Consider the following 22,962-nt stretch of genomic DNA (forward strand, 5'->3'; position numbering starts at 1 on the left):
AGTACGGCGGATTGATACCGACAGGGCAGGGCTGCAGCGTCAGGCCGCAGCGCGGCGGCCGAACATGCCCCAGCCTTCCATGCTCATCACTTGCTCGTCGTGCTGATTGAACACCGCCCAGGTGGACAAGACCAGACCGATCTGTGGGCGGCTTTGGCTGCCGCGTGCTTCTTGCACGGTCATGCGCACGCGCAAGGTGTCGCCCGGCCGAACGGGCTTGAGCCAGCGCAGCTTGTCAATGCCCGGTGAGCCTTGGCTGGTGGAGTCGAGCAGATAGGCATCGCACATCATGCGCATCACCATGGCGCAGGTGTGCCACCCGCTCACCGAAAGCCCCCCCAGCACCGAGGCGTCGGCCGCTGCTTCATCAAGATGCAGGGGCTGCGGGTCGTAGGCGGCCGCAAAGCGCAAGCCTTCTTCCCGGTCAACCGTCAGGCCGCCGAATTCGAACACACGGCCGGGAGTGAAGTCTTCAAAGGCGTAGGTGGGCATGGGCGAACTGTTGCAAGAGATGGGGTCAGCGCAGTATCGCGCAGGTGACTTTTACGGGATGTCGGGGCGCTTTCGGGCCCCTAAAGCGTCAGGACATCAAGGCCTGGCAGGTGGCGCGTTGGCCGCCAGCGGTGTCGACCTGGGGGCACAGCGCGTTGAGCTGATTTTTCAATCGCTTCAGTGCGGCGGTGCGCGGGTCGCTGCTTTGGCCTGTGCTTTGGCCCAGGGCCTGCCATTGCCTCAGGCTGGCGCTGATTTTTTGCAGTGAACGGGCGCTGCGTTCGTAAAAGGCGCCCTTGTCTTGGCCCGCCTCGGTGAAGAGTTGCGCGGCGGTTTTTTCGATGCGGGCGCTGTCCTTCGGATTCAGTTCAACCAGCGCAGCCAGGTAATTGGCGCCCCATTGCAAGCGCGTGGCGGGGCCTTCGCTTTGCTTAAAGGCGGCTTCTGACCAGCGCAGGGCTTCGTCTGTGCGGCCTTGTTGGCGGGCGTTGTTGGCCAGGCCGCTCAACAGGTAGTAGGGCGAGTGGCTCTTGGCGATATTGGCTTTGAGCAGGGCGTCGCTGTCGGCCCACAGCCCGACTTGGCTCAGCAGGTGGGCGGCGGCGCTGATGACGGCCTGCCGCTCGTAGCCGTCCACGATGTCTCGGTCAGCCTTGGCGGTTTGTTCTTTCACATCGGCCACCAAGGCGGGGCTGAGCCGTGGATGGCGTTCATTTTTGGGCAAGTCCAGTCGGGCCAGATCGACCCGGGCTTGAAGGGCTTGCAGGCGGTCGGCGCGTGAGAGGGTGGTGTCGGCTTCCAGGCGCATCAGGGCGCTCTCAAACGGGCTTAGCAAGGCCTTGCGCGCTGGGCCAGCTTGCGGGGCGAGGGTGCGCACGATGTCGTCTGCGCCATTGCTGAGCACGTCGGCCAGGGCGCGTGTGCTGAGGGCATCGCCGAGGACTTGGGTCAACCGGCTTTGGGCCGTGGACTCAGGTGCGCTGTGCTGGGTGTCGATCGCCGCGTTGGCGACCAGGGCCTTGAGCCACAGTCGGGTGGCAGCCCCAGGGTCGACCGACTGGGCTTGGGTGGCCAGCTGGCTCAGCAGTTTGGGTAAATCGGCGGGAGCGATCAACTGGCCTTGGTCCACGTCCCAGGCATAGAAGCCCAGCAGGCGCCATTCATTGGCGGTCAACGGGCGGCCGGCACGGGCGTCCGCCAACACGGCTTTGACAGGGCGACCACTGGCCAGCCCCAACTGCATCACTTGCATGACTTGGGGGGCGTCGATTTCACCGGGCAGCCGAGTCAGCTCCGCGCCATCGGGATTGAAGAGAATCAGCGTGGGATAGCCGCGCACCTTGAAGCGGGCGCCCAGCTTTTGGGCGCCGGGTGAGTCGCCGTCGATGTGGACCGTGACGAAGGCGCGGGTCTGCTCGATGAAGTCTTGCCGGTTGAACAAGGTCGCCTTGAGCTGATTGCAGGGTGGGCACCATTGGGCGCCCCAATACAGCAGCAGGGGCTTTTTGCCGCTGCGGGCTTGTTGAAAGGCGCGGTCGATATCAGCATCTCCGTTGGCGTCGGTCCAGGCCACGCTGAGGGTGCTTGGGGCAGCGGCGGCAGTGCAAATCGTTGGCCAGGCCGTCCAGACGGCGACGGCACAAGCACAGGCTGCGCCGAGGGCCCGGGCCCGGATGTGGTGACGGCGCGGGGGATTCAAGTTCAAAGCAAATCCTGTGGGCGGAGAAAGCGCGCCAGGATTTGGCGTGCCCTGTCGAATTGGAACTGCTGAATTGCCGCCTGTAAAGCGCCAAAATCAGCTTCACCTGCTGTCTGTAAGGCGGTGTGATGCAAGGCCAGCAGGTCCAGCGCTTCGGGGTCGTCCCGGGCCAACGCGGTGTCGATCTGTTCTACCAAGGCTTGAAGTTGTACGGCGTTCAGGGCGGGCTTGCGTTCGGCTGAAGCGGCAGGGGCGACGTCGTGCTCGTGGCTGCGACGGTCAGGCAGGTGGAGGCTCAAGGATTGAATCAAATGGTTTAGGGCTGCTTCAGCCTCGTCCAGGGCTTCGTTCAGGGGGGCAGTTTTGATTTGCCCTTGCAGGGTTTGTTCCAGCGCACGCAGGCGCTCGTGCAGCGGCGTCGCGCCGAGGGTGCCGGCCAGCCCTTTGAGGCTGTGGGTCAGGCGCTCGGCCCGAGGGCGGTCTTCGGTGTTCAGGGCGTCGCGCACTTCGTGCAGCGCGGTGCGGCGGGTGGCTGTGAATTGGTGCAGCAAGTCCAGGTAGAACGCAGCCCTGCCCGCTGTGCGCCGCAGGCCCAGGGCCAAGTCCAGTCCGTCGATCTGGTCGGGTAGCTGGACGGACTGTTGCGCTTGCCGCGAGAACTTCAGCGGGGACTTGAACACCGTGGGCGAGGTCTCGACCCGCTGAGCATTTGCACTATCGCCCAAGCCGGCACGGGGTTGAATCCAGCGTGCCAGGGCGTCCCACAGTTCGTCGGGGGCGATGGGTTTGGATACATAGTCATTCATGCCCGCCAACAAGCAACGTTGGCGGTCGCTGGGCAGCGCGTTGGCAGTCATCGCAATGACAGGCAAGAGCGCGTGACGGGGATTTTTGCGCAGTTGCAAGGTGGCTTCCAGGCCGTCCATCACCGGCATTTGCATGTCCATCAGCACCAGGTCGTAGGGCTGCTGTTCGATTTGAGCCAGCGCGGCTTGGCCGTTCTCCACCACGTCGACGTGCAAACCGGCATCGCTCAGCAACTCTTGTGCGATTTGCTGGTTCAAGTCGTTGTCTTCGACCAGCAGAATGCGGGCGCCGCGCAGATGACGCAACCGGCTGGGAATTTCAATGGCCGGCTCGCCGGGGCCCGAGGGCGCGCCGGTGCCTTGCACGGCGTCAGACGCACCTTGCCGCTCGCTGAGCAGCCGGATCAATGTGTTGAACAGCAGCGAGGCGTTGACGGGCTTCAGCAAGACGTCGTCCACCCCGGAGTATTCGGCGCCCCGGACGGCTTCTTCCCGGCCGTGGGCGGTCACCATGATCTGGAGCGGCCGATGTTTGAGCGTCAGCTCCCGAATGCGGCGGGTGGTTTCCAGACCGTCCATATGGGGCATTTGCCAGTCGACCATCACGATGTCGAAGGCTTGATCGCCGGCATCCGCAATGTGCACCGCCTGAATGGCCAAGGGGCCTGTGTTGACTGTTGCGACGGCAAAGCCCTGGCTGCTGAGTATGTCAACCAGGACGGCGGCGGCATGGGGGTTGTCGTCGACCACCAGGACGCGACGGTCGCGCAGCTGGATTTCGGGCAGCAAGGGGCGTGCGGTCATGCGCCCGACTTCGACTCGGGCCGTAAACCAGAAGGTCGAGCCCTGGCCCAAGGTGCTGTCAACGCCAACGTCGCCGCCCATCAACGCGGCCAGGCCTTTGCTGATGACCAGCCCCAATCCCGAGCCGCCGTAGTGGCGGGCGGTTGCGTCTTCGGCTTGCGAGAATTCTCTGAACAAGCGGCTCATTTGCTCCGGCGACAAACCGATGCCGGTGTCTTTGACGTCGAATTTCAGCTTGACATAGGTGGCGTGAGGCGTCGGCTCCAGGGACTGATCCAGCGTCACATGGACACTGACTTCCCCTTGCGCGGTGAACTTGATGGCGTTGTTGGCAAAGTTGATCAGCACTTGACCGAGCCGCAAGGGATCGCCTACCAGGTAGGGCGGCACGTCCTGCGCCACCTGGAACATCAACTCCAGTCCTTTATCGCTGGCTTTTTCGGCGATCACATTGGCCACGTTTTGCAGCATGGCATCGAGTTCGAAGGGCGTGTGCTCAATGGACAGCATGCCCGCCTCCACCTTGGAAAAGTCCAGGATGTCGTTCAGGATGCCCAGCAGATGCTGCCCGGCGAGCTTGATCTTGTCGACGTAGTCGCGCTGCTGCACGCTCATTTCAGTGCGGCTGGCCAGATGGGAGAGGCCGATGATGGCGTTCATCGGTGTGCGGATTTCGTGGCTCATCGCGGCCAGAAAGGCACTCTTCGCCGCGGTGGCTTCTTCGGCGCGGACGCGGGCGGCGTTGAGGTCGGCCATGGTCTGGGTGAGTTGCTCTTGCATGGTTGCAACAGCGGCCAGGGTGTCGTACTTTTGCTGGGCCGCGTCCGGCAGCTGCAGCGCCCAGTTGCCAGCGGCAATGCGCAGCACGGCATCGGCCACCGCATGCGATTCCGCCACCAACTTTTTCATGCGGATGGCAATGAATGAAAGCACCCCGGCGTGCAGGCAGATGTAGAACGCGTGCATCGCCGCCGTGGAATGGTTTTCAGGCTGGAGCGCTGTGCCCACCAACAGCCTGGAATGCTCCGCGAACAGGGCATGGTGTAGCAAGATCATCGCTGCGGCGCCGACGATGGGGCGCCAGTCGCAGTAAATAGCCAAGGCACCCAGCAACACGAAAAAGCCCAGGTGTGTGTTCGGGTTGTCGCCACTTTGTTCGATCGCCAGGCTCACAAACACCACGAAGGACAGCGCCACGGCCATGCGCGCAATCAGCGCCTCGGGCCGCCGCCAGCATAGCCATGCGGGTATCAGCAGCGCGGGCAGTCCCAGGCCCAGCACCAGTGCCACGGTGTGGGTTGCCGGTGCCTGGTACAAACTCCACAAGCCATGCAGGGTCGCCAGGCCCAACAGTAGTTTGTGAGCCTCTCGGTAGTAGGCGACTTCGCGCGCAGAGGGGCCGGTCATCTCAGTGACCCTGCCAGCAGACAGCCGGCAAGGAAGCGAGATGCCCCGGCCACCTTGGCGTTGTGCGTCTGTCTCTGCATCGGTGTTGATTTGGACTTCGGCCAAGCATTTCAGGAACACGCTGTTGGCACGGTATCAACGGCATGGGATCACCACCTGTTCAATCACTTCGCATCGGTGCCGTGTCAGGCATTGATGTGGCTTCAGTATAGGCAGGTCGCCTGGAGCGGGGCTCATTGTTTCCACCGGTTTGCCGCGACGGCCGGCCTTTGCCGCTGGCGCTGCAACACATTCTTATGTACGGGTTTGCAGTTATGTTTGGGCACAAAAAAAGGCCACCCGAAGGTGGCCTTGTTGCTGATCCAAGTGCGCAGCTTATTGCAGCGGCGCGAGGTCGTCGCGGTTGATCTGCACGGTGTAAGGCACCACCGAGTCACCCAGCACGAAGACTGAGAACACGGTATTGGCGGCCAGGTTCACACCGGTCAGGGCCGACAAGGCCGGGTTGGCCGTGGGCAGGGTCACGGACACGCGCGAACCGGCGGTCAGGCCGGCCACGGTCTGCGGTGTCGATGCCGTACCGGGCATCACATTGCTGGCCTGGTTGGTGAAGTCGACCTGCATGCCGGCACCGACCGAGCTGGCCACGCCGTTCATCAAACGGACCTTGGTGTAACCCGAGGTGGTGGGCAGGCGGTTGTCATCGATGATCACCGACACCATGGGCGCTGCGGCCGGGCCATAGACCAGCACCGTGTAGTCACCACCGGCGGCCAAGGTCGGCGCGGTCACCGTCACGGGCGAGCCATTGACCATCACGCTGAAGCTGGTGGCAGCGCCGGCTGTGGTGGTGACGTACTGACCGATGGCGGGGGCCAGCGAGGCGCTCATCAAGGACTTGCCGTTGAGCGTGGACGTGACAAAGGTATTGGCCGAGGAGGCGACACCGTTGCTCGCAGGCGTTGCCGAGGCCACGCCGTTCACCACCCGGGCACGGGCCGAGGTGGTGGGATAGTTGGTGGCGCTGCCTTGCTGGACCAACACCATGCCGTTGACCAACTTGCCACCCACGGTGGAGGTGGACACCAGGGTTTGAATCGAGGTGGAGGCCAGGGCTACGCTGGGGATGTCGAGGCGAACGTCAGCCGGCTTGCCCGTGCCCGTGAGGGTCAGGCGGTAGGTGCCGCTGGTCATCAGGTTGTAGCCGCTGCTGCCCAGGATGTTGGTGGCAACCGGGGTGTAGGTGCTCAGGCTGTCGGTGTTGTTGGCAGCCGTGACATAGAGGTCCAGTGCGCCGGCATCGGCAGCCAGGTTCAACAGCAGCAGCTTGGCTTTGTTGGCATCAGGCGTGGATTCGGTTTCTTGCAGCAGGGTCTGCTTGACGGCACCGGCCCAGCCGTAGGCAATCACGGTGTAGTTGCTGTTGCCCGCCAGGGTCGGGGTCCAGGACAGCACGGCGCTGCCGTTGACGCTGTCCAGCAGTTGCGAGGAGGTCGAGCCGGTGTCCACGCTGCCGTAAGCGCCCACGGCGCCATAGGCCACCTTGGAGTTGATGGTCGTGCTGTTGACCGCAAAGTCGAGCGAGGAATAAGAGACGCTGGCATTCAGCAGTCGTACATTGGTGTGATTGCTGCTCCCACCACCACCGCAAGCGGAGAGAAGGGCGGCGCCGGCCAAGGTCAGGCCAAGCGCCCAGGGTTTGAATCGCATTGAAAAGCTCCGTTGAATGGTGTTGCGCGATTGGGCCAAGCCCCTGTTGCTGGGGCATGTGGCTCAGGTTTCGCTATTGTGAAGCCGCAGGTGCGGGAGCTGCACAAGCCTTCATATTACAGGAGGCGGCTCTAAAAACTATTTGGAAGGCACTGCTAGCATGCCCCGCACCTTCGCTTGAAAGCTGCCAGCATGAATTATCCGCATCTTTTTGCACCTCTGGACCTGGGGTTCACCACCCTGAAAAACCGTGTGCTGATGGGCAGCATGCACACTGGGCTGGAAGACGGGCGCAAGCATTTCGAGCGCATGGCTGTGTATTTCGCGGAGCGCGCGCGCGGTGAAGTCGGCTTGATCGTCACGGGCGGCTTTGCCCCCAATATCGAGGGTTGGGCGAAGCCTTTTGCAGGAACACTGGCCACCTCGGGCGCGGCGCGGCGCCACCAGACCATCACCCAGGCGGTTCACGCCGAGGGCGGCAAGATCGCCATGCAAATCCTGCATACAGGGCGCTACGGCTATCAACCCTTGTGCGTGGCGCCTTCGCGCATTCAGTCGCCAATCTCGCCGTTCACGCCGCGTGAGTTGTCGGCCCGCGGGGTGGAGCGGCAGATCCGCGCCTTTGTCCGTTGCGCGAAGCTGGCCCGCGAAGCCGGGTATGACGGTGTCGAGGTGATGGGGTCGGAGGGCTACTTCATCAATCAATTCCTGGTGGCCCACACCAATCAGCGCACCGACGAGTGGGGCGGCAGCTATGCCAACCGCATGCGGCTGGCCCTCGAGATTCTCACGCGCATGCGGGAGGCTGTGGGGCCGGACTTCATCATCATCTACCGCCTCTCCATGCTGGATCTGATCCCGAACGGCAGCAGCTGGGACGAGGTGCTGGAGTTGGCTCGCGCCGTGGTCAAAGCCGGCGCCACGATCATCAATACCGGCATTGGCTGGCATGAAGCGCGGGTGCCCACCATCGCCACCTCGGTGCCGCGCGCCGGGTTTGCCTGGGTGACGCACAAACTGCGCACCCAACTGCGCGCGGAGGGCATCCATATCCCGGTGATCACCAGCAACCGCATCAACACCCCCGAGGTGGCCGAGAACGTGTTGGCCGAAGGATCTGCCGACATGGTGAGCATGGCGCGACCCTTTTTGGCGGACCCCGAATTTGTCAAAAAGGCCCGGCAAAGCCGCGCGGACGAGATCAACACCTGCATTGCTTGCAACCAAGCTTGCCTGGATCACACTTTTGCACAGAAGATTTCCACCTGTCTGGTCAACCCGCGTGCTGCTTATGAGCAAGAAATCCCCATCATTCCTCTGAGCACCAGCCAGCACAAGCGTAAGCGCATTGCGGTGGTCGGAGCCGGTCCGGCGGGCTTGGCGGCGGCCACCACGCTGGCGGAGCGCGGGCATGAGGTGCATCTGTTCGAGGCCGCTGCGGAGATTGGCGGCCAGTTCAATCTGGCACGGCGCATTCCGGGCAAGGAGGAATTCAGCGAGACCTTGCGTTATTTCACCCGCCGCATTCAGATCACAGGGGTGCAACTGCGCTTGAATCACCGTGCCGAAGCGGCCGATCTGCTGGGCTTTGATGAGGTGGTGCTGGCCAGCGGCGTGATGCCACGCAACCCGCACATCAAGGGCCAGGATGATCCTGCTGTCGCCGACAAGGTACACAGTTATGCCGACGTGTTGCTGGGCCGTGCCAAGGTGGGCCAGCGCGTGGCGATTGTGGGGGCCGGCGGCATCGGCTTCGATGTGGCGGAATTTTTGGTGGAGCACGCCGGACATTCGCTGGCGCTGGATGCTGAGGCCTGGCGCCGCGAGTGGGGCGTGACTGATCCGCAAACGGTGCGCGGTGGTCTGGCTCGCCCGCAGCCCGCCGCACCGGCGCGTCAGATCACGCTGTTGCAGCGCAAATCCGGCAAGCTTGGCGCGGGCCTGGGCAAAACGACCGGGTGGATTCACCGTGCGGCGCTGAAGATGAAGCAGGTCGAAATGCTCTCTGGCGTCAACTACGAAGCCATCACGACTGAAGGGCTGTGGGTCAGCTACGGCGAAAAGCATGCGGACACCCAGCTGATTCCGGCGGACAGCATCGTGTTGTGCGCGGGCCAGGAGCCAGTGCGCGCGCTGGAGGCCGCGCTGCGGGCCGCGGGCGCCCAGGTTCATCTCATTGGCGGCGCCCTGGAAGCCGGAGAATTGGACGCAAAACGTGCAATTTTGCAGGGAACCCGCCTCGGCAGCACCCTATAGGGCAGGCCCTGACTCAAGCCCTGCACTGACACTGTCGAAACTTTGATTGCATGGGTTTGTCCTGGTGACGCGATATCGCGGCAGCGGCACGTGGGCTGAGGGGGGCTCCACCCAAATCTTGTCAAAGATACGAGGGCATTTGAATGCATGAGGGGTCGCCCGGTGTTTTGGGCGATTGATGTGCGGAACGGCGTCCCGTTCGGGGGAGTGAACCGCCCGGACTGGCCGACGCTGTCGTCATAATTTGGGTGAGGCATGGGACAACAACTTTTTCAGCGGGCCAGACCGCTGGCGGTGTTTCTGGCTGCGCTGAGCGGGCTTCAGCCTGCCTGGGCTGCGGACCGGTGGACGCTGAGCGGGGTTGGGGCATGGATGGTCGGCTTGGGCCTGATCGCCATCCTGATCATGGGTTTGGCGCTGCGCTTGTTGCTGGTATTGCGTTTGCGTTTGCGTCGCCGCCGCCTGGAGTTGCTGGCGGTACGGCGTGAGCGGAGCAAACTCAGCGCGTTGCTCAATGCCATCCCGGACCCCGTGTATTTTCGGGATCAGCAGGGGGCGTTTGAGGTTTGCAACCCCGCCTTTGAGCAATGCACCGGCTTGAGTGAGTTGCAGCTCCGCGCGCTGGGCGGCGTACAGGGTGTGGCGGGTTTGGAGTGGGCGGACCTTCCGGAGTCACTGCGCGCTGCCAGCCTTGCTTTGACGACGCCTGCACCTCAACGCACGCTCAGCTGGACCACCCGGCCTGACGGCCAGCGGGTGTGCCTGGACGTGGTGCAGGCACCGGTGATGGTGGATGGTGAAAACCTGGGGTCGGTCGGCGTGGCGCGGGACGTGACCCGCCTGCGTGAGGCGATGACTCAGTTGCACCGTGCCGTGACCGTGTTCGAGCATTGCGGTGAAGGCATCATGGTGCTGGACGCCGACCTGCTGATCCGCGACGTCAATCCCGCCCTGTGCGCCATTACCGGCTACAGCTGCGAAGAGTTGCTGGGCAGCATGCCGCAGTACCTGCAGATCGGCGGGCAGACTCCTGACTTTTTGCAGGATCTGTGGGCCGAAGTGGCTGCCAAGGGCAAATGGAGCGGCGAATTGCTGGAGCGCAACAAGGCCGGGCTGGCCGTTCCGCTTTGGGCCACCATCGTGTGCGTGCCGCCCGCCGAACTGGGCGGCGAGCAGCACTACCTGGCCGTGTTGACGGATATCTCCCGCATCAAGCAGACCGAGGCCGAGCTGCTGCACCAGGAGTTGCACGACCGGCTCACCGGCCTGCCTAACGCGGCGTTGCTGCGGGACCGCATCAGCCGGCAGATCAGCGTGGCCGAGCGCGACCGTACCAGTGTGGCGGTGCTGTACATCGATCTCGACGGCTTCCGGGAGGTCAATGACATTGCCGGGCACACGGCGGGCGACGCGGTGCTGAAGGAAGCCGCAGATCGCTTCCTCAAAGTGGTGCGGGTCAGCGACTCGGTGGCCCGTGTGGGGGCCGATGAATTTGTGGTTGTGTTGTCGGGCCTGGTGGACGAGGAAACCGCCATGCGCCTGGGTGAACGCCTGATCGATTCGATGCGCGAACCCATGCAGTTGCAGGTGGCCGACAAAATGCAGCGCTTCATGCTGGGCGCCAGTATTGGCCTGGCGCTGTTCCCGACCGACGGCACGACGGTGGATGATCTGCTGCGCAATGCCGAGGCCGCCATGTGCCGTGCCAAGGCCCATGCGCGCAATACTGTGCAGGCGTATCGCCCTGAATTGACGGCAGCGGTGCAACTGCGCTTCGAGCTGACCCATGCCTTGCGCCATGCCAATGAGTTGGCGCAGTTCCGCCTCGAGTACCAACCGCAGGTGCGCTTGTCCGATGGCGCGCTGATCGGCGCTGAGGCGCTGCTACGCTGGCGCCATCCGGTGCGGGGCGCGATTTCGCCGGTGGAATTCATACCCTTGGCGGAAGACACCGGCTTGATCGTACAAATCGGCCAATGGGTGCTTGAGACGGCCTGCGCCCAGGCGGCGGCTTGGCAGGGCGTTGCTGGCAAGCCGCAGCAAGTGGCCGTCAATGTGTCGGCACGGCAGCTGCGTCAACCCGGATTTGTCCAGTTGGTGGACGCCACGCTGGCCGCCAGTGGCTGCCCGCCGCATGCGCTTGAATTGGAAGTCACGGAGAGTCTGCTGCTGGAGGATGCCGAGGGCGCCATTGAATTGCTGGGGGCCTTGAGCCAGCGCGGCGTGCGGGTGGCGATTGATGATTTCGGCACGGGTTACAGCTCTTTGTCCTACCTGCGCCGCATGCCCATCCAGACCCTCAAGATCGACCGCAGTTTCGTCAGCGAGTTGGGCAGCGATGCCAATGTGGCGGCGATTGCCCGCACCGTCATTGTGTTGGCCCGCAGCTTGAATCTCGATGTCTTGGCCGAGGGCGTTGAAACCGCCGAACAAGCCGCCTGGCTGCGCCGTGAAGGCTGCGATTGGGCCCAGGGCTGGCACTTTGGCCGACCCATGGCGCCTGCTGATATTCACCAAGGCCCCATGTATAAACCGCAGCTCGATATCGTGCGCAAGACCCCGGCCACGGAGTTGCTATCAGCCTGAGATCGTCTATACGCGTTGTGCGGGCGGCAGGGCTGAGCCCGCGAGCGATTGGCAGGCGCGGCGGCTGTGCTCAGGCCAACTGCGGCAGCAGGCGCAGCGTGGGCTCCACGCCCAGGTGCAGCAAATCGGCGATGTCCTGAACATCTTGCTCCAGCGCCGGGTGCTCCCAACCATTGCGTGTGTGGCGGGCCAGGCGAATGGCCAGGATGACACAGCGCACCTGTGGCCGGTGGGCGTGGTCGTCGTCGGTCAGCTGAGCCAGCACGTCAGGCAGTTGCCACGCCTTGATCAGTGCCCGGCGCAAGTCCAGCAGATCAATCCCCAGCACCGTGCGGCAGGCTTGGCGGGTACGCAGTCCCGGCGTGGTGGCTTGCAGCATGTCGATGCGCTGCGCCAGCGTGGGGGCGTGCAGCCACATCATCATTTCGACGAAATGGTGCAGCAGGGCCGCCTCATGGATCAACGGCGCATTCGGATCATCAAGTTGGGTGGCGAAGCCGTGGGCAAAGCGCGCCGCGCGATGGCTCAGGTCCAGAACCCGTTCCAGGCCCGACAGGGCGTCAAGGCGTTGCGCCAGCCAATCGTCGGTCACGGGCAAGCCGGTGAAGGCTCTGAAGAAGGGGCTGACACCCATCAGGATCAGGGTTTCCAGTGAACTCACCGTCTTGGGCAAGTTGGCCTTGTTGCGGGCCTGGCTGCCCGCGTGCCGCAACAGGCGCAGCAGCATCAAGGGGTCGTTGTTGATCAGCGCGGCCAGATCGTTCATGTCCACGCTGTCCTCGTCTTGTGCGAGGGCATCGATCTGCTGTGCGGTGTCAACCTGCACCGGAATGTCGATTTGGCGAAAGAATTCCACCCAACCGTTCAAGGTGGTTTTGGGTTGTTCCAGAAAATTGGGTGGCATGCCGCTGTTCCGCTATTCCGCTGATCCAGGGATCTGTTAGCGCAATATCGGCGGTCTGTGAAAAAAATGAAAGGCCCCCCCGGCATAAACGGCCGCAGCCAGGCGGGGCAAGGGTTTGAAGCGAGGTTCAGCGTGACGAAGTTGGCAGCGACGTGCCTTGCGCCCGAGCCAGCATTTGACGCGCCACCATGGCAACGGGCGCGCTGCCGTAGCTGAGGAACTCCTCATGGAAGGCCTTCAGGTTGAAGGCCGGGCCCTGAATGGCCTTGAGCTGATCGCGCAGTGCCAGGATCTCCGAGAAGCCGGCAAAGTAACTCGTCAGCTGAACGGAGCTAACTTGCACCCGATGCCACTTTTCGGTCGCCTCGGTGTGCGATTGAAAGGCCTCTTTTTCAAGCAAATGCAGCGCGTCGGCCTCGCTCATGCCCAGCACATGCACGCTGTAGTCGAGAAGGGTGTTGCAGACCACGCGCAGGTTCCACTTGGCGTACATCAGGCCCATTTCGGGGCTGGGTTTGCCGTCCACCTGGCCCCAGCCGCTTTCCATCATCATGCGCTCGGAGTAGACGGCCCAGCCCTCGACCATGGCGCCGTTGCCGAACAATGACTTGACCTTGGACGGCGATTTGTTGGCATGCAGCAGCTGCACGTAATGGCCAGGAATGGCCTCGTGGATGCTCAGAACCTGCAGCGCCCAGTGGTTGTACTCACGCAGATACGACTCGGTTTTTTCTGTCTGCGCCGGGTCCAGGGGGTCCACGTTGTAATAGGTGACGCCTTGCGGGTCCAGCGGGCCCGGGGCGCTGATGGAGGCACCCGCCAGGCCGCGCATATAGGCTGGCGTTTCACGCACCTGCAGGGGCTTGCTGGGGTCGAGGTCGAGCAGATCGTGGCTTTGGACCCAGGCGGCCAGGGCGGGCAGTTGGGCGCGGATGTCGTCGATGTAGCCTGCTGGGCTGACATGGTTTTCCGCCAGCTTGTCGATCACCCGGGCAATCTTGTCCAGTCGGTTGGTGGCAGGGGCTTCACCGGGGAACAACTGAGGCCACAGGCCATCGGCCAGCTCGCTCATGGCTTGCTGCAGGCGGGCCTTTTCGTTCAGGGCGCGTTGGTACAGCGTGGGGGCGTCAACGGTGGCTTGAATTTCGTAGGCAAATTTCTGCGCATAAGCCTCACGCCCGATGCGGAAAGAGCGGCCGCTGCCGTCGCGGGTCTGGCGGGCGTCAATGGCTTCCAACGCGGTGACAAATTGCTGGATGGCGCGAACCGCCGTATCGCGGTGCTGCAGCACCCGAGCACGGTTCGACGGCTCAAGGTCGGTGCGCTGGAGCAAGTCTGCAATGTCATGGCTGAAGAGTTCCAGGCCGCCCTTGTTTTGCGAGATTGCCATCTTCAGCAAGGGTGCCGCTGGGTCTTTGATTTGTTGCAGGGCGGCGCGGTAGAACGCCGGCACCTGCTGCAGCCGCCGGTCAATCATCTGCACGCGTTGCGCGGGCGTGAAGTCGCCCTTGTTCAACAAATCGCTGAAGCCGTCGGCCACGTTGTAGCCGGTCGGATCCCAAACCTCGCTGCGAAAGCGCTCCTGTGACCAGCGCAAGTTTTGCAGATGGTTGACCAACAAGGCCAGATCACCGGTTTGACCCTCGTCCAGCTGAAGTCGGGCGGGCAGGGCTTGCAGGCGACTCAGCCACTGCTGCGCGAAGCGGATCAAGCCTTGGCGGCGCGCCTCGGTGGGTGCTGGCAGATGGGCGGAGGCCTCGTAGCGGCCGGCCACGGACGCGGCCTCGGGCAGCAGTTGCCAGTACGCCGTCAAGAAGGCGTCCACTTCTGCGTCGAAGGTGTGCTGCACCTGCGCCGCACGGTCCCGCTCGGCGTGGCGGGCTTGCGCTTCGGGCGTTTTCACGGGGGCTGCCAACGCTGAGGCCGTCAGGCTCGCGCCCAGGCACAGCAACAAGGCCAGGCGGGTGGGCAGGGCTTTGAGTTTCACGGGCAGGGTGGTCATGTTTTTCATGAAAAGAGGGGCGCTGAAAAAGCCGGATTTTGCGCCCAAGCGAGCTCAACGCCATTCGTCATGACCTTGTCACAATGTGCGAGCAGGCTCAGGCGACACTGACTCCACGCCCCGTTTCCGCCATGAACCCGAATGATCGCGATGCTCCTGATAGCGCCGAAGCCCATCAACGCATGATGCAGCGTATGCAAGCCGATTTGATCGACAGCTACGACGAAGAACTGGAGATGGAAATCGACGACCGGGCCGACACCTTGGCCGAAGGTTGCTTCACCCCGGAGCAGCGTCAGCAGCGCCGGGCCTACTTCCAGGAGCTGTTTCGCCTGCAGGGCGAGTTGGTCAAGTTGCAGGACTGGGTGGTGGAGACGCGCCACAAGGCCGTGATCATTTTCGAAGGACGCGACGCGGCGGGTAAGGGCGGCGTGATCAAGCGCATCACCCAGCGGCTGAATCCGCGCGTCTGCCGCGTGGCGGCCTTGCCGGCGCCCAACGACCGCGAGCGTACGCAGTGGTACTTTCAGCGCTATGTCTCGCATCTGCCCGCGGGGGGCGAAATCGTGCTGTTTGACCGCAGTTGGTACAACCGCGCCGGCGTTGAGCGGGTGATGGGATTTTGCTCTGACGACGAATATGAAGAATTCTTCCGCTCGGTGCCGGAGTTTGAAAAGATGCTGGCCCGCGCGGGCATTCAAGTCATCAAGTACTGGTTCTCGATCAGTGATGACGAGCAGCACACCCGCTTTTTGGGCCGCATCCATGACCCGTTGAAGCAGTGGAAGCTGAGCCCCATGGACCTTGAATCCCGCCGTCGCTGGGAAGACTACACCCGCGCCAAAGAGGTGATGATGGAACGCACCCACATCCCCGAGGCGCCTTGGTGGGTGGTGCAGGCCGATGACAAGAAAAAGGCGCGTCTCAACTGCATGAACCATTTGCTCTCGCAGATGCCCTATCACGAGGTGCCGCACGCGCCTGTGGTGTTGCCCTCGCGCGAGCGGCATGAAGACTATGCGCGCCAACCGGTGCCAGAGCAGATGCTGGTGCCTGAGTTGTATTGAGCGGGTTGCCAATTCGGGTGCCCATTCCGGCGGCCCGGTGCTCGTCACAGCCGTCCAGTAGCATGGCGGGCATGCCCGCTTTCACGCTCCACGCCTTCTGGCACTGGTTCACCCGCCTGGGTGAAGCCCAGATTCTTCTCCCCCTGGCCTTGGCCGCGATATTGTGGCTGGCCCTGGCCGCTGGGGAGCATGTGCTGGCTCGGCGCTGGCTGGGCTGGCTCGGCTTCGCTGTCGCGCTCACCACGGCCACCAAATTGGCCTTCATTGGCTGGGGTGTTGGTGTTGCGGCTTTGAACTTCACCGGCATCTCCGGCCATTCGATGTTTGCAGCGGCAGTGCTGCCGGTGCTGGCCTGGGTGGTTCTGCGCGGGCACGCGCCGCGCAGCCAGACTTTGGGCGTGCTGATGGCCTATGGCGCAGCGGCGCTGATTGCCTATTCAAGAGTTGAGGTGAGTGCACACTCATTCAGTGAAGCACTGCTGGGCTTTGTGCTGGGGGCCTGGGCCAGTGGCATGGTGCTGCGCCGGGCTCCAGCTTTGAACCGGCGCCCTCCGCTGTGGCTGCCAGTGAGCGTGGCCCTCGCCTTGGCGATATCCCCCGGCGGTGCACCCCCCTCGCGCAGCCACGATGCGGTCACCCGCCTGGCGCTCAAGCTCTCCGGGCATGCACGCGCCTTTACCCGGGCTGACCTGCTGGCCCGGCCGGTGCCCGCAGACTGGGCTGATTGAGTACTCGTTGACGACCCTCCCATTTCATCCAGCGCCACTTCTCCGCCTCAAAAAGGCAGCGCCGTGGTGCTTTTGACTTCTTCCATCACGGCGTAAGTGCGGGTTTCTCGCACGCCGGGCAGGCTCCAGATGGCGCTGCCGATGAAGTGCCGGTAGGCGTTCATGTCGGCCACGCGAATCTTGAGCAGGTAGTCGAAGCCGCCAGCCACCAGATGGCATTCCAGGATTTCGGGGCGGGACTGCACGGCGGCCTTGAAGTTGTCCATCACGTCCTGTACTGTCCGGTCCAGCAAGATCTCAATGAACACCAGCATGCCTGCGCCCAGCTTTTCGGGGTTCAGGCGCGCCTCGTACCCCAGGATGAAGCCGTCTCGCGTCAGGCGCTTGACGCGTTCCAGCACGGCGGTGGGCGAGAGATGCACCGCCTCGGCCAGCTTCAGGTTGGAGATCCGGCCATCGGCCTGGAGGGCGCGCAAGATGCGAGCGTCTATCTTGTCGAGTTGAAATTCTTCAGTCATGCCGGATTTTCTGCTGCAAACGGTGCGATGTTGCGAATTTAATTCATTGCGAAGGCCTCTAAAGTCCGTCTACTCGCTAGCTTGACCCAGAGATACGCCCATGAGCACATTCATCATTCCGCCCGAAGCCGCCCGCCTGCCCAGCCCCTACCGTGAGGAGCCGGCCGTTGTCAGCGCCTTGGTGCAAGCCTTGCGCAAGCAACTGGACTGGCCTCAGGTGATTCAGCTCGCGGCGCCCTGGGTTCAGCAGGTGAGAGCCAATCCGGCACCGTTCTGGGCGATGGAGTCGCTGCTGCGCGAATACCCAATTACCAGCACGGAAGGCCTGGCCCTGATGCGCTTGGCCGAGGCACTGCTGCGCGTGCCCGATGCGCCCACTGCCATCGCCTTGACGGCGGACCAATTGGGACGTGGCCAGTTCGACGGCGGCTCTGACGGCCCGCACAAGATGCTGGCCGGCTTGTCGGCCACGGCGATTTCTCTGTCCAAAAAATTCCTGCCTGACGCGGAGGGCCAAGGTGGCCTGATGTCGCGGTTGGGCGCGCAAACCGTGGTGGCCGCCACGGTGCGCGCAATTCAGTTGCTGGGGCGGCAATTCGTGCTGGGGCGCAATATTCGCGAAGCCATGGACGAAGCGGCCGCGGCCCGCAAGATGCTGCCCGTGCTGCGCTTTTCTTACGACATGCTGGGCGAAGGTGCTCGCACCGAAGCCGACGCCGAGCGCTATCAAGCCGCCTACGTCGGGGCCATCCAGGCGATTGCCGCCCGTGCCAAGGTGCAGCTGGGCACGCTGGGCAAGAAGGGTGAAGAAGAGGCCGCTGGGCCAGAATCCTCTGACGGCATCTCCATCAAGCTGAGCGCTTTGTTCTCACGCTATGAAGTGTTGCAGCGCGAGCGTGTCTTTGCCGAGCTGTTGCCCCGGGTCTGGCAGTTGATTGAATTGGCGGCTAACGCCAATATCAATCTGACCATCGATGCAGAGGAGGTGGACCGTTTGGAGCTGTCCCTGGACGTGTTGGATGCCCTGGCCGCGCGCATCAAGGGCAGCTATCCTCAGTGGCGTGGCTTTGGCTTGGCCGTGCAGGCCTACCAGACTCGTGCGCTGGACGTGATTCACGCCGTGGCGGCCATTGCCAACAAGCATGGCCTGCGCTTCATGGTGCGGCTGGTCAAGGGCGCCTACTGGGACGGCGAGATCAAGCGTGCGCAGGAGCTGGGCTTGAGCGCCTATCCGGTGTTCACCCACAAGCAGCACACCGACGTGTCCTACCTGGCCTGCGCACAGGCATTGATCGATCACGCCGACGTGATTTACCCGCAATTCGCCAGCCACAACGCTGGCACGATCGCGGCCATCGTGTTGATGGCGCGCCAAGCCAACGCCAAGTTTGAAATGCAGCGTCTGCACGGCATGGGCGAGGGCGTTTATCGTGAGGTCCTGCGTGATGGCAGCATCCCTTGCCGGGTCTACGCCCCGGTGGGCGAGCACCGTGATCTGCTGGCCTATCTGGTGCGCCGCCTGCTGGAAAATGGCGCCAATTCGTCCTTTGTGCACCAGCTTGCCGACGTCAATGTTCAAGTGCCCGAATTGCTGGGCTCTCCGCTGGAGCAGGTGCAGACGTATAGCGCTTTGCCCTTGCCATCGGCTTTGTACCTCGACGAAAAAGGCCGTGGCCGCCGCAATTCCAGCGGCGTGGATCTTACTGAGTTGGCGCAACGCCAGCCTTTGTTGACGGCGCTGAGCGAGGTTCATGTGCCTGAAGTGCCCATGGCCAGCCTGGGCACCGTGGCCGACGCCATGGCTCACTTGCAAGCTGGCTTCACACGCTGGAGCGCCTTGCCGGTGGGCGCGCGCGGGGCGATTTTGCGCCGCTCAGCCGATGCGCTGGATGCCCGCTTGCCCGAGTTCTGCGCCTTGCTGGTCAAGGAAGCCTTCAAGACGCAAGGCGACTGTGTGGCGGAAGTGCGCGAAGCCGTCGACTTTTTGCGTTACTACGCCGATCAGGCAGAAAGCGATGCCGTGGCGATGCAGGGCCGCGGCGTGTTTGTGTGCATCAGCCCCTGGAACTTTCCGTTGGCTATTTTTGCGGGTCAAGTGGCTGCAGCGCTGGTGACGGGCAATACCGTGGCGGCCAAACCCGCGGAGCAAACTCCGTACGTCGCCCAACGTTTTGTCGAATTGATGCAGGCCGCAGGGTTGCCGACCGACGCACTGATCTTGCTGCACGGTGCCGGTGAGATCGTGGGTGCCGCCTTGGTGGCCGACCCGCGCACGGCGGGTGTGTGCTTCACCGGATCGACCCAGGTGGCCCAGATCATCAACCGCAGCCTCGCCGCCAAGGATGGTCCGTTGCTGCCCTTGATTGCTGAAACCGGAGGGCTGAACGCCATGCTGGTGGACTCGACGGCGCTGCCCGAGCAGGTGGTAGACGCTGTGGTGCAGAGCGCCTTCCGGTCGGCCGGCCAGCGTTGCTCCGCCTTGCGTCTGTTGTGCGTGCACGAGAGCATTGCCGACGGCTTGATGGAGATGTTGCGCGGTGCCCTGCAAGAGCTGTGGGTGGGTCAGCCGGCCGAGTTGAGCACCGACGTCGGCCCCGTCATCGACGCCGAGGCCTACGACAACATCGTGCGCAATGTGGCGCGGCTGAAGCGCGATGCGCGCTTGATCGCGGAGTGCGGCCTGCATGAACGTCTGCCCGGCTTGGTGGCGCCAGTGGCCTTTGAGATCGACCGCATTCAAGACTTGCAGCAAGAAATCTTCGGCCCGGTACTGCATGTGGTGCGGTGGGGCGGCGATGTTGATCAAGTGCTGGAACAAATCAATGCCTTGGGTTACGGGTTGACGCTGGGCATTCAGACCCGCATTGACAGCCGTGCACAGCGTTTGGCGGATGCGGCACGCATCGGTAACGTCTATGTCAATCGGAATGTGATCGGGGCGGTTGTCGGTGTTCAACCCTTTGGCGGCGAAGGCATGTCCGGCACCGGCCCCAAGGCGGGCGGGCCGAACTATCTGTACCGCTTCTGCGCCCTGCCGGGGGTGAGCTCGAATGAGGGCGAAGGCAGTGCAGCAGCGACCCCGACCGACCCGGCGGTGGTGACTTCCTCACTCACCGCCGCGCTGGCTACCTTGGGGTCCGCTTTTGAGTCCTGGAGCAAGGTGCCGCTGCTGGGCCGTGCCAGCGTGCTGCGGCGGGCTTTTGAGGGCGATGCGGCATCGGCCGCGCTGTCAGCACGTTTGGATCAGGCCACGCTGGATCTGGCGGAACTGGCGCTGCCCGGCCCCACCGGCGAAAGCAATGCCCTGCGCCTGCATGGCCGTGGCGTGATGGCGGTCGCGGCGATGGCGGTTCAACCGCAGGCATCGCATGAATTGGCGCAGGCTTTGTGCGCCGCTCTGGTGGCGGGCAACAGCGTCGCGCTGGTGGCGGACGAAGCCTCCCTGGTGCTTGCCCAGGGCTTGCAACAACAACTGCACGAGGCGGGCTTGCCCAAGCAAGCAGTGCAACTGCTGTCGGGAGGTCTGGGGAGCCTGAAAGCCTTGCTGGCCGACCCGCGTCTGGCGGGTGTCGTGTTGACTGGTTCAAGCGCCTTGCTTGAGCGCACCCTGTGGCGCCATATGGCGGCTGACGCCGGCGCGATTCGCCCCTTGATTTCGGCCAAGGAGGTGATGGATGCCCGTCAGCAGTACCGCTTCTGCGCTGAGCAGACCTTGACCATTAACACCGCAGCGGCAGGCGGCAATGCGGCGCTGCTGGCAGGCATGCACTGACGCTTCAGTTCAGCGGCGCCAGCAATTCGCTCTTACTTCTCACTTCTCGCTGGGGTGAGCTTGGGTTTTTGACGCAGGCGCAGTGACAGACGGTGCACAAGCGCTTGCCAGAGGGCCTTGGCGGGGTTGGGCAGGTATGCCGGGCTGGCTGGCCGCAGCGTGTACAGGCAGGTCTGGCATGAGCCATCCAACCTGATCCAGGTCGGCGCCTGGGCCACCCAGACCGCGCCCGCTGCCAGCCGGTGGCTCAACTGCCAAACCGTGTCACTCAAGCACAGGGCCGGCGCCATCGCCAGCGGCAGGCGCAGTTGCAGGGCGCCGCTGTGTACATGCAAGACCTCGCCGGCCTCGACTTGCAACAGTTGTTGCGCGCCGGGCTGAAGGGGGCGGGGCGTGCTGGACGCTTGGTGTGCAGATTGTGAGGTCATGATGCGTGTGGCGGTCGTTCATGGGACGGGTCCAGTTTGGCCGCCATAGCCGCCCCGGTACAGCGACAGAAGCCGCCTTTGTTATGCAGAACAGCGCTCTTTTTTCCGCTGTTCTGCAGGTTGGCCTGCCCATCTGTATCGCCCGCCACAATGCGCCGCACCCGACAATCCGGCCATGACGCTTTATCTTCAGCTTGCCAGCCATTACCGTCAGGCCATTCACAAAGGTGTGCTGCCGCCGGGCGCCCGCATGCCCTCGGTGCGCGGACTGATGGGCTTGCATCAGGTCAGCATGTCCACGGCCCTGCAGGCCTGCCGCTGGTTGGAGGCGAAGGGCTTGCTGGAGGCGCGTGCCCGGGCTGGCTACTTTGTGCGTGCAGACAAGACATGGGCTTTGCCGCCGGTGTCCGAGCCTGCGTTGGTGGCGCTGCACGACGAGGCGCGCTATGTAGGGGTGCATCAAAAGGTCTCGTCCGTGTTGGCGCGAGCCCAGTCCCGGGGTGTGAGGGTCAATTTGGCAGGCGCTCAGGCAGCGCCCGAGTTGTATCCGCTGGAGCGTCTGCGCCAGTCCAGCCAGCGCGTCTTGCGTCAGCGGGGCGATTGCCTGGTGACGCCGCCGCCGCCTGGTGGCGAGCCTGGTTTGCGCAGCGCCCTGGCCCGCCAGGCCCTGGAGCAGCAGATCCAGCTCAGCCCGGAGGAAATTCTGATCACCCACGGCTGTACCGAGGCGTTGACCTTGGCCCTGCGCGCTGTCACCCAGCCGGGCGACGTGGTGGCCGTGGAGTCGCCCACTTACTACGGCCTGCTGCAGATTCTTGAGAGCTTGTCGCTGCGCGCGCTGGAGATACCGACCAGCCCGCACACGGGCCTGTCTTTGCCCGCCCTGCAGGAGGCAGCGGTGCTGACCCCCGGGCTCAAGGCCGTGGCGGTGGTGCCGCATCTGCAAAACCCCTTGGGCGCGGTCATGCCCGACGCCGCCAAGCAAGCCTTGTTGGCTTGGTGCGAGGCACAAGACTTGGCCTTGATCGAGGACGACAGCTACAGCGCCCTGTTTGACGGGCCGGCGCCTTTGCGTGCCATCAAATCTTTTGACCGCAGCGGCCGCGTTATTCTGTGCAGCTCCCTGCACAAGACCTTGGCGCCTGGCATGCGTTTGGGCTGGTTGAGTGGCGGGCGCTGGCAGCAGCGGCTGGAGATGCTCAAGTACAGCCAGTCGCGGCCCAATGAGTCGCTGCCCCAGCTGGCGGTGGCGGACTATTTCAATGCCGGCCATGGTTCGCGGCATTTGCGGGGCATGCGGGCGCGGCTGGTGTTGCAGCGCGAGCACATGGCTGAGGCCCTGGCCCGCCATTTGCCCGCCGAGTCGCGGCTGAGCGTGCCCAACGGCGGCTTCAATCTGTGGCTGGAGTTGCCCGAGGGCTTGTCCTCCATGGCCCTGTTTGGAGCGGCTCTGGATGAGGGTATACGTTTGGCGCCAGGCGCGATGTTTTCCAACTCCATGCGCTTCGACAGGTTTTTGCGCATTGGCTGCGGTCATCCCTTTGACGAGGCAGTGCGGGCGGCAGTGCAAACCTTGGGTCGGTTGGTGCAATCTTGCCGCTGACACACGGGACATAACGTATCCGCTGTACTGCTTCCGCTGAAAAGCGTCACGCCGGCACATTTGAGCGGTGTCAATCATTGATGGTCTAGGGGGGGATGTCGTAATTTGTGCGATGAGCACGAGTTCGACATCAAAGCTTTGGGCAATGAGGTCTACGATCAAAGATCCGTACCACTTGAT

General features: G+C 63.5%; 14 protein-coding genes. 6 read left to right on the top strand and 8 right to left on the bottom strand.

What is annotated here, in order from left to right; genetic code table 11:
* Positions 1-39: 39 nt before the first annotated feature.
* From PRZ01_RS15305 to PRZ01_RS15320, 4 genes are all read right to left on the bottom strand, one after another.
* Positions 40-492, bottom strand: coding sequence for a MaoC family dehydratase (locus tag PRZ01_RS15305; protein WP_273597670.1), 453 nt, complete (start codon positions 490-492; stop codon positions 40-42).
* Positions 493-580: 88 nt separating this feature from the next.
* Entirely contained in the window at positions 581-2,197 is a 1,617-nt protein-coding gene (locus PRZ01_RS15310; RefSeq protein WP_273597671.1) for a thioredoxin family protein, read from the bottom strand.
* Positions 2,194-5,208, bottom strand: a complete 3,015-nt coding sequence (locus tag PRZ01_RS15315; RefSeq protein ID WP_273597672.1) for a response regulator — start codon at positions 5,206-5,208, stop codon at positions 2,194-2,196. Before PRZ01_RS15315 ends, PRZ01_RS15310 begins: the two co-directional genes overlap by 4 nt.
* Before the next feature lie 375 nt (positions 5,209-5,583).
* Entirely contained in the window at positions 5,584-6,918 is a 1,335-nt protein-coding gene (locus tag PRZ01_RS15320) for a DUF4397 domain-containing protein (protein ID WP_273597673.1), read from the bottom strand.
* A gap of 192 nt (positions 6,919-7,110) precedes the next feature.
* On the opposite strand from PRZ01_RS15320, the gene PRZ01_RS15325 reads away from it, so the two are divergent.
* Both PRZ01_RS15325 and PRZ01_RS15330 read left to right on the top strand, forming a co-directional pair.
* Entirely contained in the window at positions 7,111-9,174 is a 2,064-nt protein-coding gene (locus tag PRZ01_RS15325; RefSeq protein WP_273597674.1) for an NADPH-dependent 2,4-dienoyl-CoA reductase, read from the top strand.
* 255 nt (positions 9,175-9,429) lie between these two features.
* Positions 9,430-11,760, top strand: a complete 2,331-nt coding sequence (locus PRZ01_RS15330) for a putative bifunctional diguanylate cyclase/phosphodiesterase (RefSeq protein WP_273597675.1) — start codon at positions 9,430-9,432, stop codon at positions 11,758-11,760.
* 70 nt (positions 11,761-11,830) lie between these two features.
* Here PRZ01_RS15330 and PRZ01_RS15335 read toward each other — a convergent pair whose 3' ends face one another.
* Entirely contained in the window at positions 11,831-12,664 is an 834-nt protein-coding gene (locus tag PRZ01_RS15335) for an HDOD domain-containing protein (protein ID WP_273597676.1), read from the bottom strand.
* Positions 12,665-12,791: 127 nt separating this feature from the next.
* Entirely contained in the window at positions 12,792-14,675 is a 1,884-nt protein-coding gene (locus PRZ01_RS15340; protein ID WP_273597677.1) for a DUF885 domain-containing protein, read from the bottom strand.
* Positions 14,676-14,848: 173 nt separating this feature from the next.
* Between PRZ01_RS15340 and ppk2 the strand changes: the two genes are divergently transcribed.
* Positions 14,849-15,733 (top strand): polyphosphate kinase 2, encoded by an 885-nt coding sequence (gene ppk2, locus PRZ01_RS15345; RefSeq protein ID WP_409993862.1) that lies wholly within the window; start codon positions 14,849-14,851, stop codon positions 15,731-15,733.
* A 71-nt stretch (positions 15,734-15,804) separates the two neighbouring features.
* Positions 15,805-16,461 (top strand): phosphatase PAP2 family protein, encoded by a 657-nt coding sequence (locus PRZ01_RS15350; RefSeq protein ID WP_273597679.1) that lies wholly within the window; start codon positions 15,805-15,807, stop codon positions 16,459-16,461.
* Between the two features lie 47 nt (positions 16,462-16,508).
* Here the strand turns inward: PRZ01_RS15350 and PRZ01_RS15355 are convergent, their stop codons facing one another.
* Positions 16,509-16,979, bottom strand: a complete 471-nt coding sequence (locus PRZ01_RS15355) for an Lrp/AsnC ligand binding domain-containing protein (protein WP_273597680.1) — start codon at positions 16,977-16,979, stop codon at positions 16,509-16,511.
* A 100-nt stretch (positions 16,980-17,079) separates the two neighbouring features.
* Between PRZ01_RS15355 and PRZ01_RS15360 the strand changes: the two genes are divergently transcribed.
* Complete coding sequence (locus PRZ01_RS15360; protein WP_409993859.1) at positions 17,080-20,751, top strand: L-glutamate gamma-semialdehyde dehydrogenase; 3,672 nt, start codon at positions 17,080-17,082, stop codon at positions 20,749-20,751.
* 32 nt (positions 20,752-20,783) lie between these two features.
* On the opposite strand, the gene PRZ01_RS15370 is transcribed toward PRZ01_RS15360, so the two are convergent.
* Positions 20,784-21,179, bottom strand: coding sequence for a hypothetical protein (locus tag PRZ01_RS15370; protein ID WP_273597681.1), 396 nt, complete (start codon positions 21,177-21,179; stop codon positions 20,784-20,786).
* Positions 21,180-21,354: 175 nt separating this feature from the next.
* Here PRZ01_RS15370 and PRZ01_RS15375 point away from each other — a divergent pair, with 175 nt between their 5' ends.
* A complete protein-coding gene (locus tag PRZ01_RS15375) occupies positions 21,355-22,782 on the top strand; it encodes an aminotransferase-like domain-containing protein (protein ID WP_273597682.1) in 1,428 nt (475 codons plus the stop codon).
* Positions 22,783-22,962: the final 180 nt, after the last annotated feature.

Origin of the sequence: Roseateles koreensis (assembly GCF_028595305.1) — a bacterium.
GTDB lineage: Bacteria > Pseudomonadota > Gammaproteobacteria > Burkholderiales > Burkholderiaceae_C > Paucibacter_A > Paucibacter_A koreensis.

What these genes read in the sequence shown, in the direction of transcription:
- PRZ01_RS15305 (WP_273597670.1), bottom strand. Translation starts at nt 492, where the DNA reads ATGCCCACCTACGCCTTTGAAGACTTCACTCCCGGCCGTGTGTTCGAA.
- PRZ01_RS15315 (WP_273597672.1), bottom strand. Translation starts at nt 5,208, where the DNA reads ATGACCGGCCCCTCTGCGCGCGAAGTCGCCTACTACCGAGAGGCTCAC.
- PRZ01_RS15320 (WP_273597673.1), bottom strand. Translation starts at nt 6,918, where the DNA reads ATGCGATTCAAACCCTGGGCGCTTGGCCTGACCTTGGCCGGCGCCGCC.
- PRZ01_RS15325 (WP_273597674.1), top strand. Translation starts at nt 7,111, where the DNA reads ATGAATTATCCGCATCTTTTTGCACCTCTGGACCTGGGGTTCACCACC.
- PRZ01_RS15330 (WP_273597675.1), top strand. Translation starts at nt 9,430, where the DNA reads ATGGGACAACAACTTTTTCAGCGGGCCAGACCGCTGGCGGTGTTTCTG.
- PRZ01_RS15335 (WP_273597676.1), bottom strand. Translation starts at nt 12,664, where the DNA reads ATGCCACCCAATTTTCTGGAACAACCCAAAACCACCTTGAACGGTTGG.
- PRZ01_RS15340 (WP_273597677.1), bottom strand. Translation starts at nt 14,675, where the DNA reads ATGAAAAACATGACCACCCTGCCCGTGAAACTCAAAGCCCTGCCCACC.
- ppk2 (WP_409993862.1), top strand. Translation starts at nt 14,849, where the DNA reads ATGATGCAGCGTATGCAAGCCGATTTGATCGACAGCTACGACGAAGAA.
- PRZ01_RS15350 (WP_273597679.1), top strand. Translation starts at nt 15,805, where the DNA reads ATGCCCGCTTTCACGCTCCACGCCTTCTGGCACTGGTTCACCCGCCTG.
- PRZ01_RS15355 (WP_273597680.1), bottom strand. Translation starts at nt 16,979, where the DNA reads ATGACTGAAGAATTTCAACTCGACAAGATAGACGCTCGCATCTTGCGC.
- PRZ01_RS15360 (WP_409993859.1), top strand. Translation starts at nt 17,080, where the DNA reads ATGAGCACATTCATCATTCCGCCCGAAGCCGCCCGCCTGCCCAGCCCC.
- PRZ01_RS15370 (WP_273597681.1), bottom strand. Translation starts at nt 21,179, where the DNA reads ATGACCTCACAATCTGCACACCAAGCGTCCAGCACGCCCCGCCCCCTT.
- PRZ01_RS15375 (WP_273597682.1), top strand. Translation starts at nt 21,355, where the DNA reads ATGACGCTTTATCTTCAGCTTGCCAGCCATTACCGTCAGGCCATTCAC.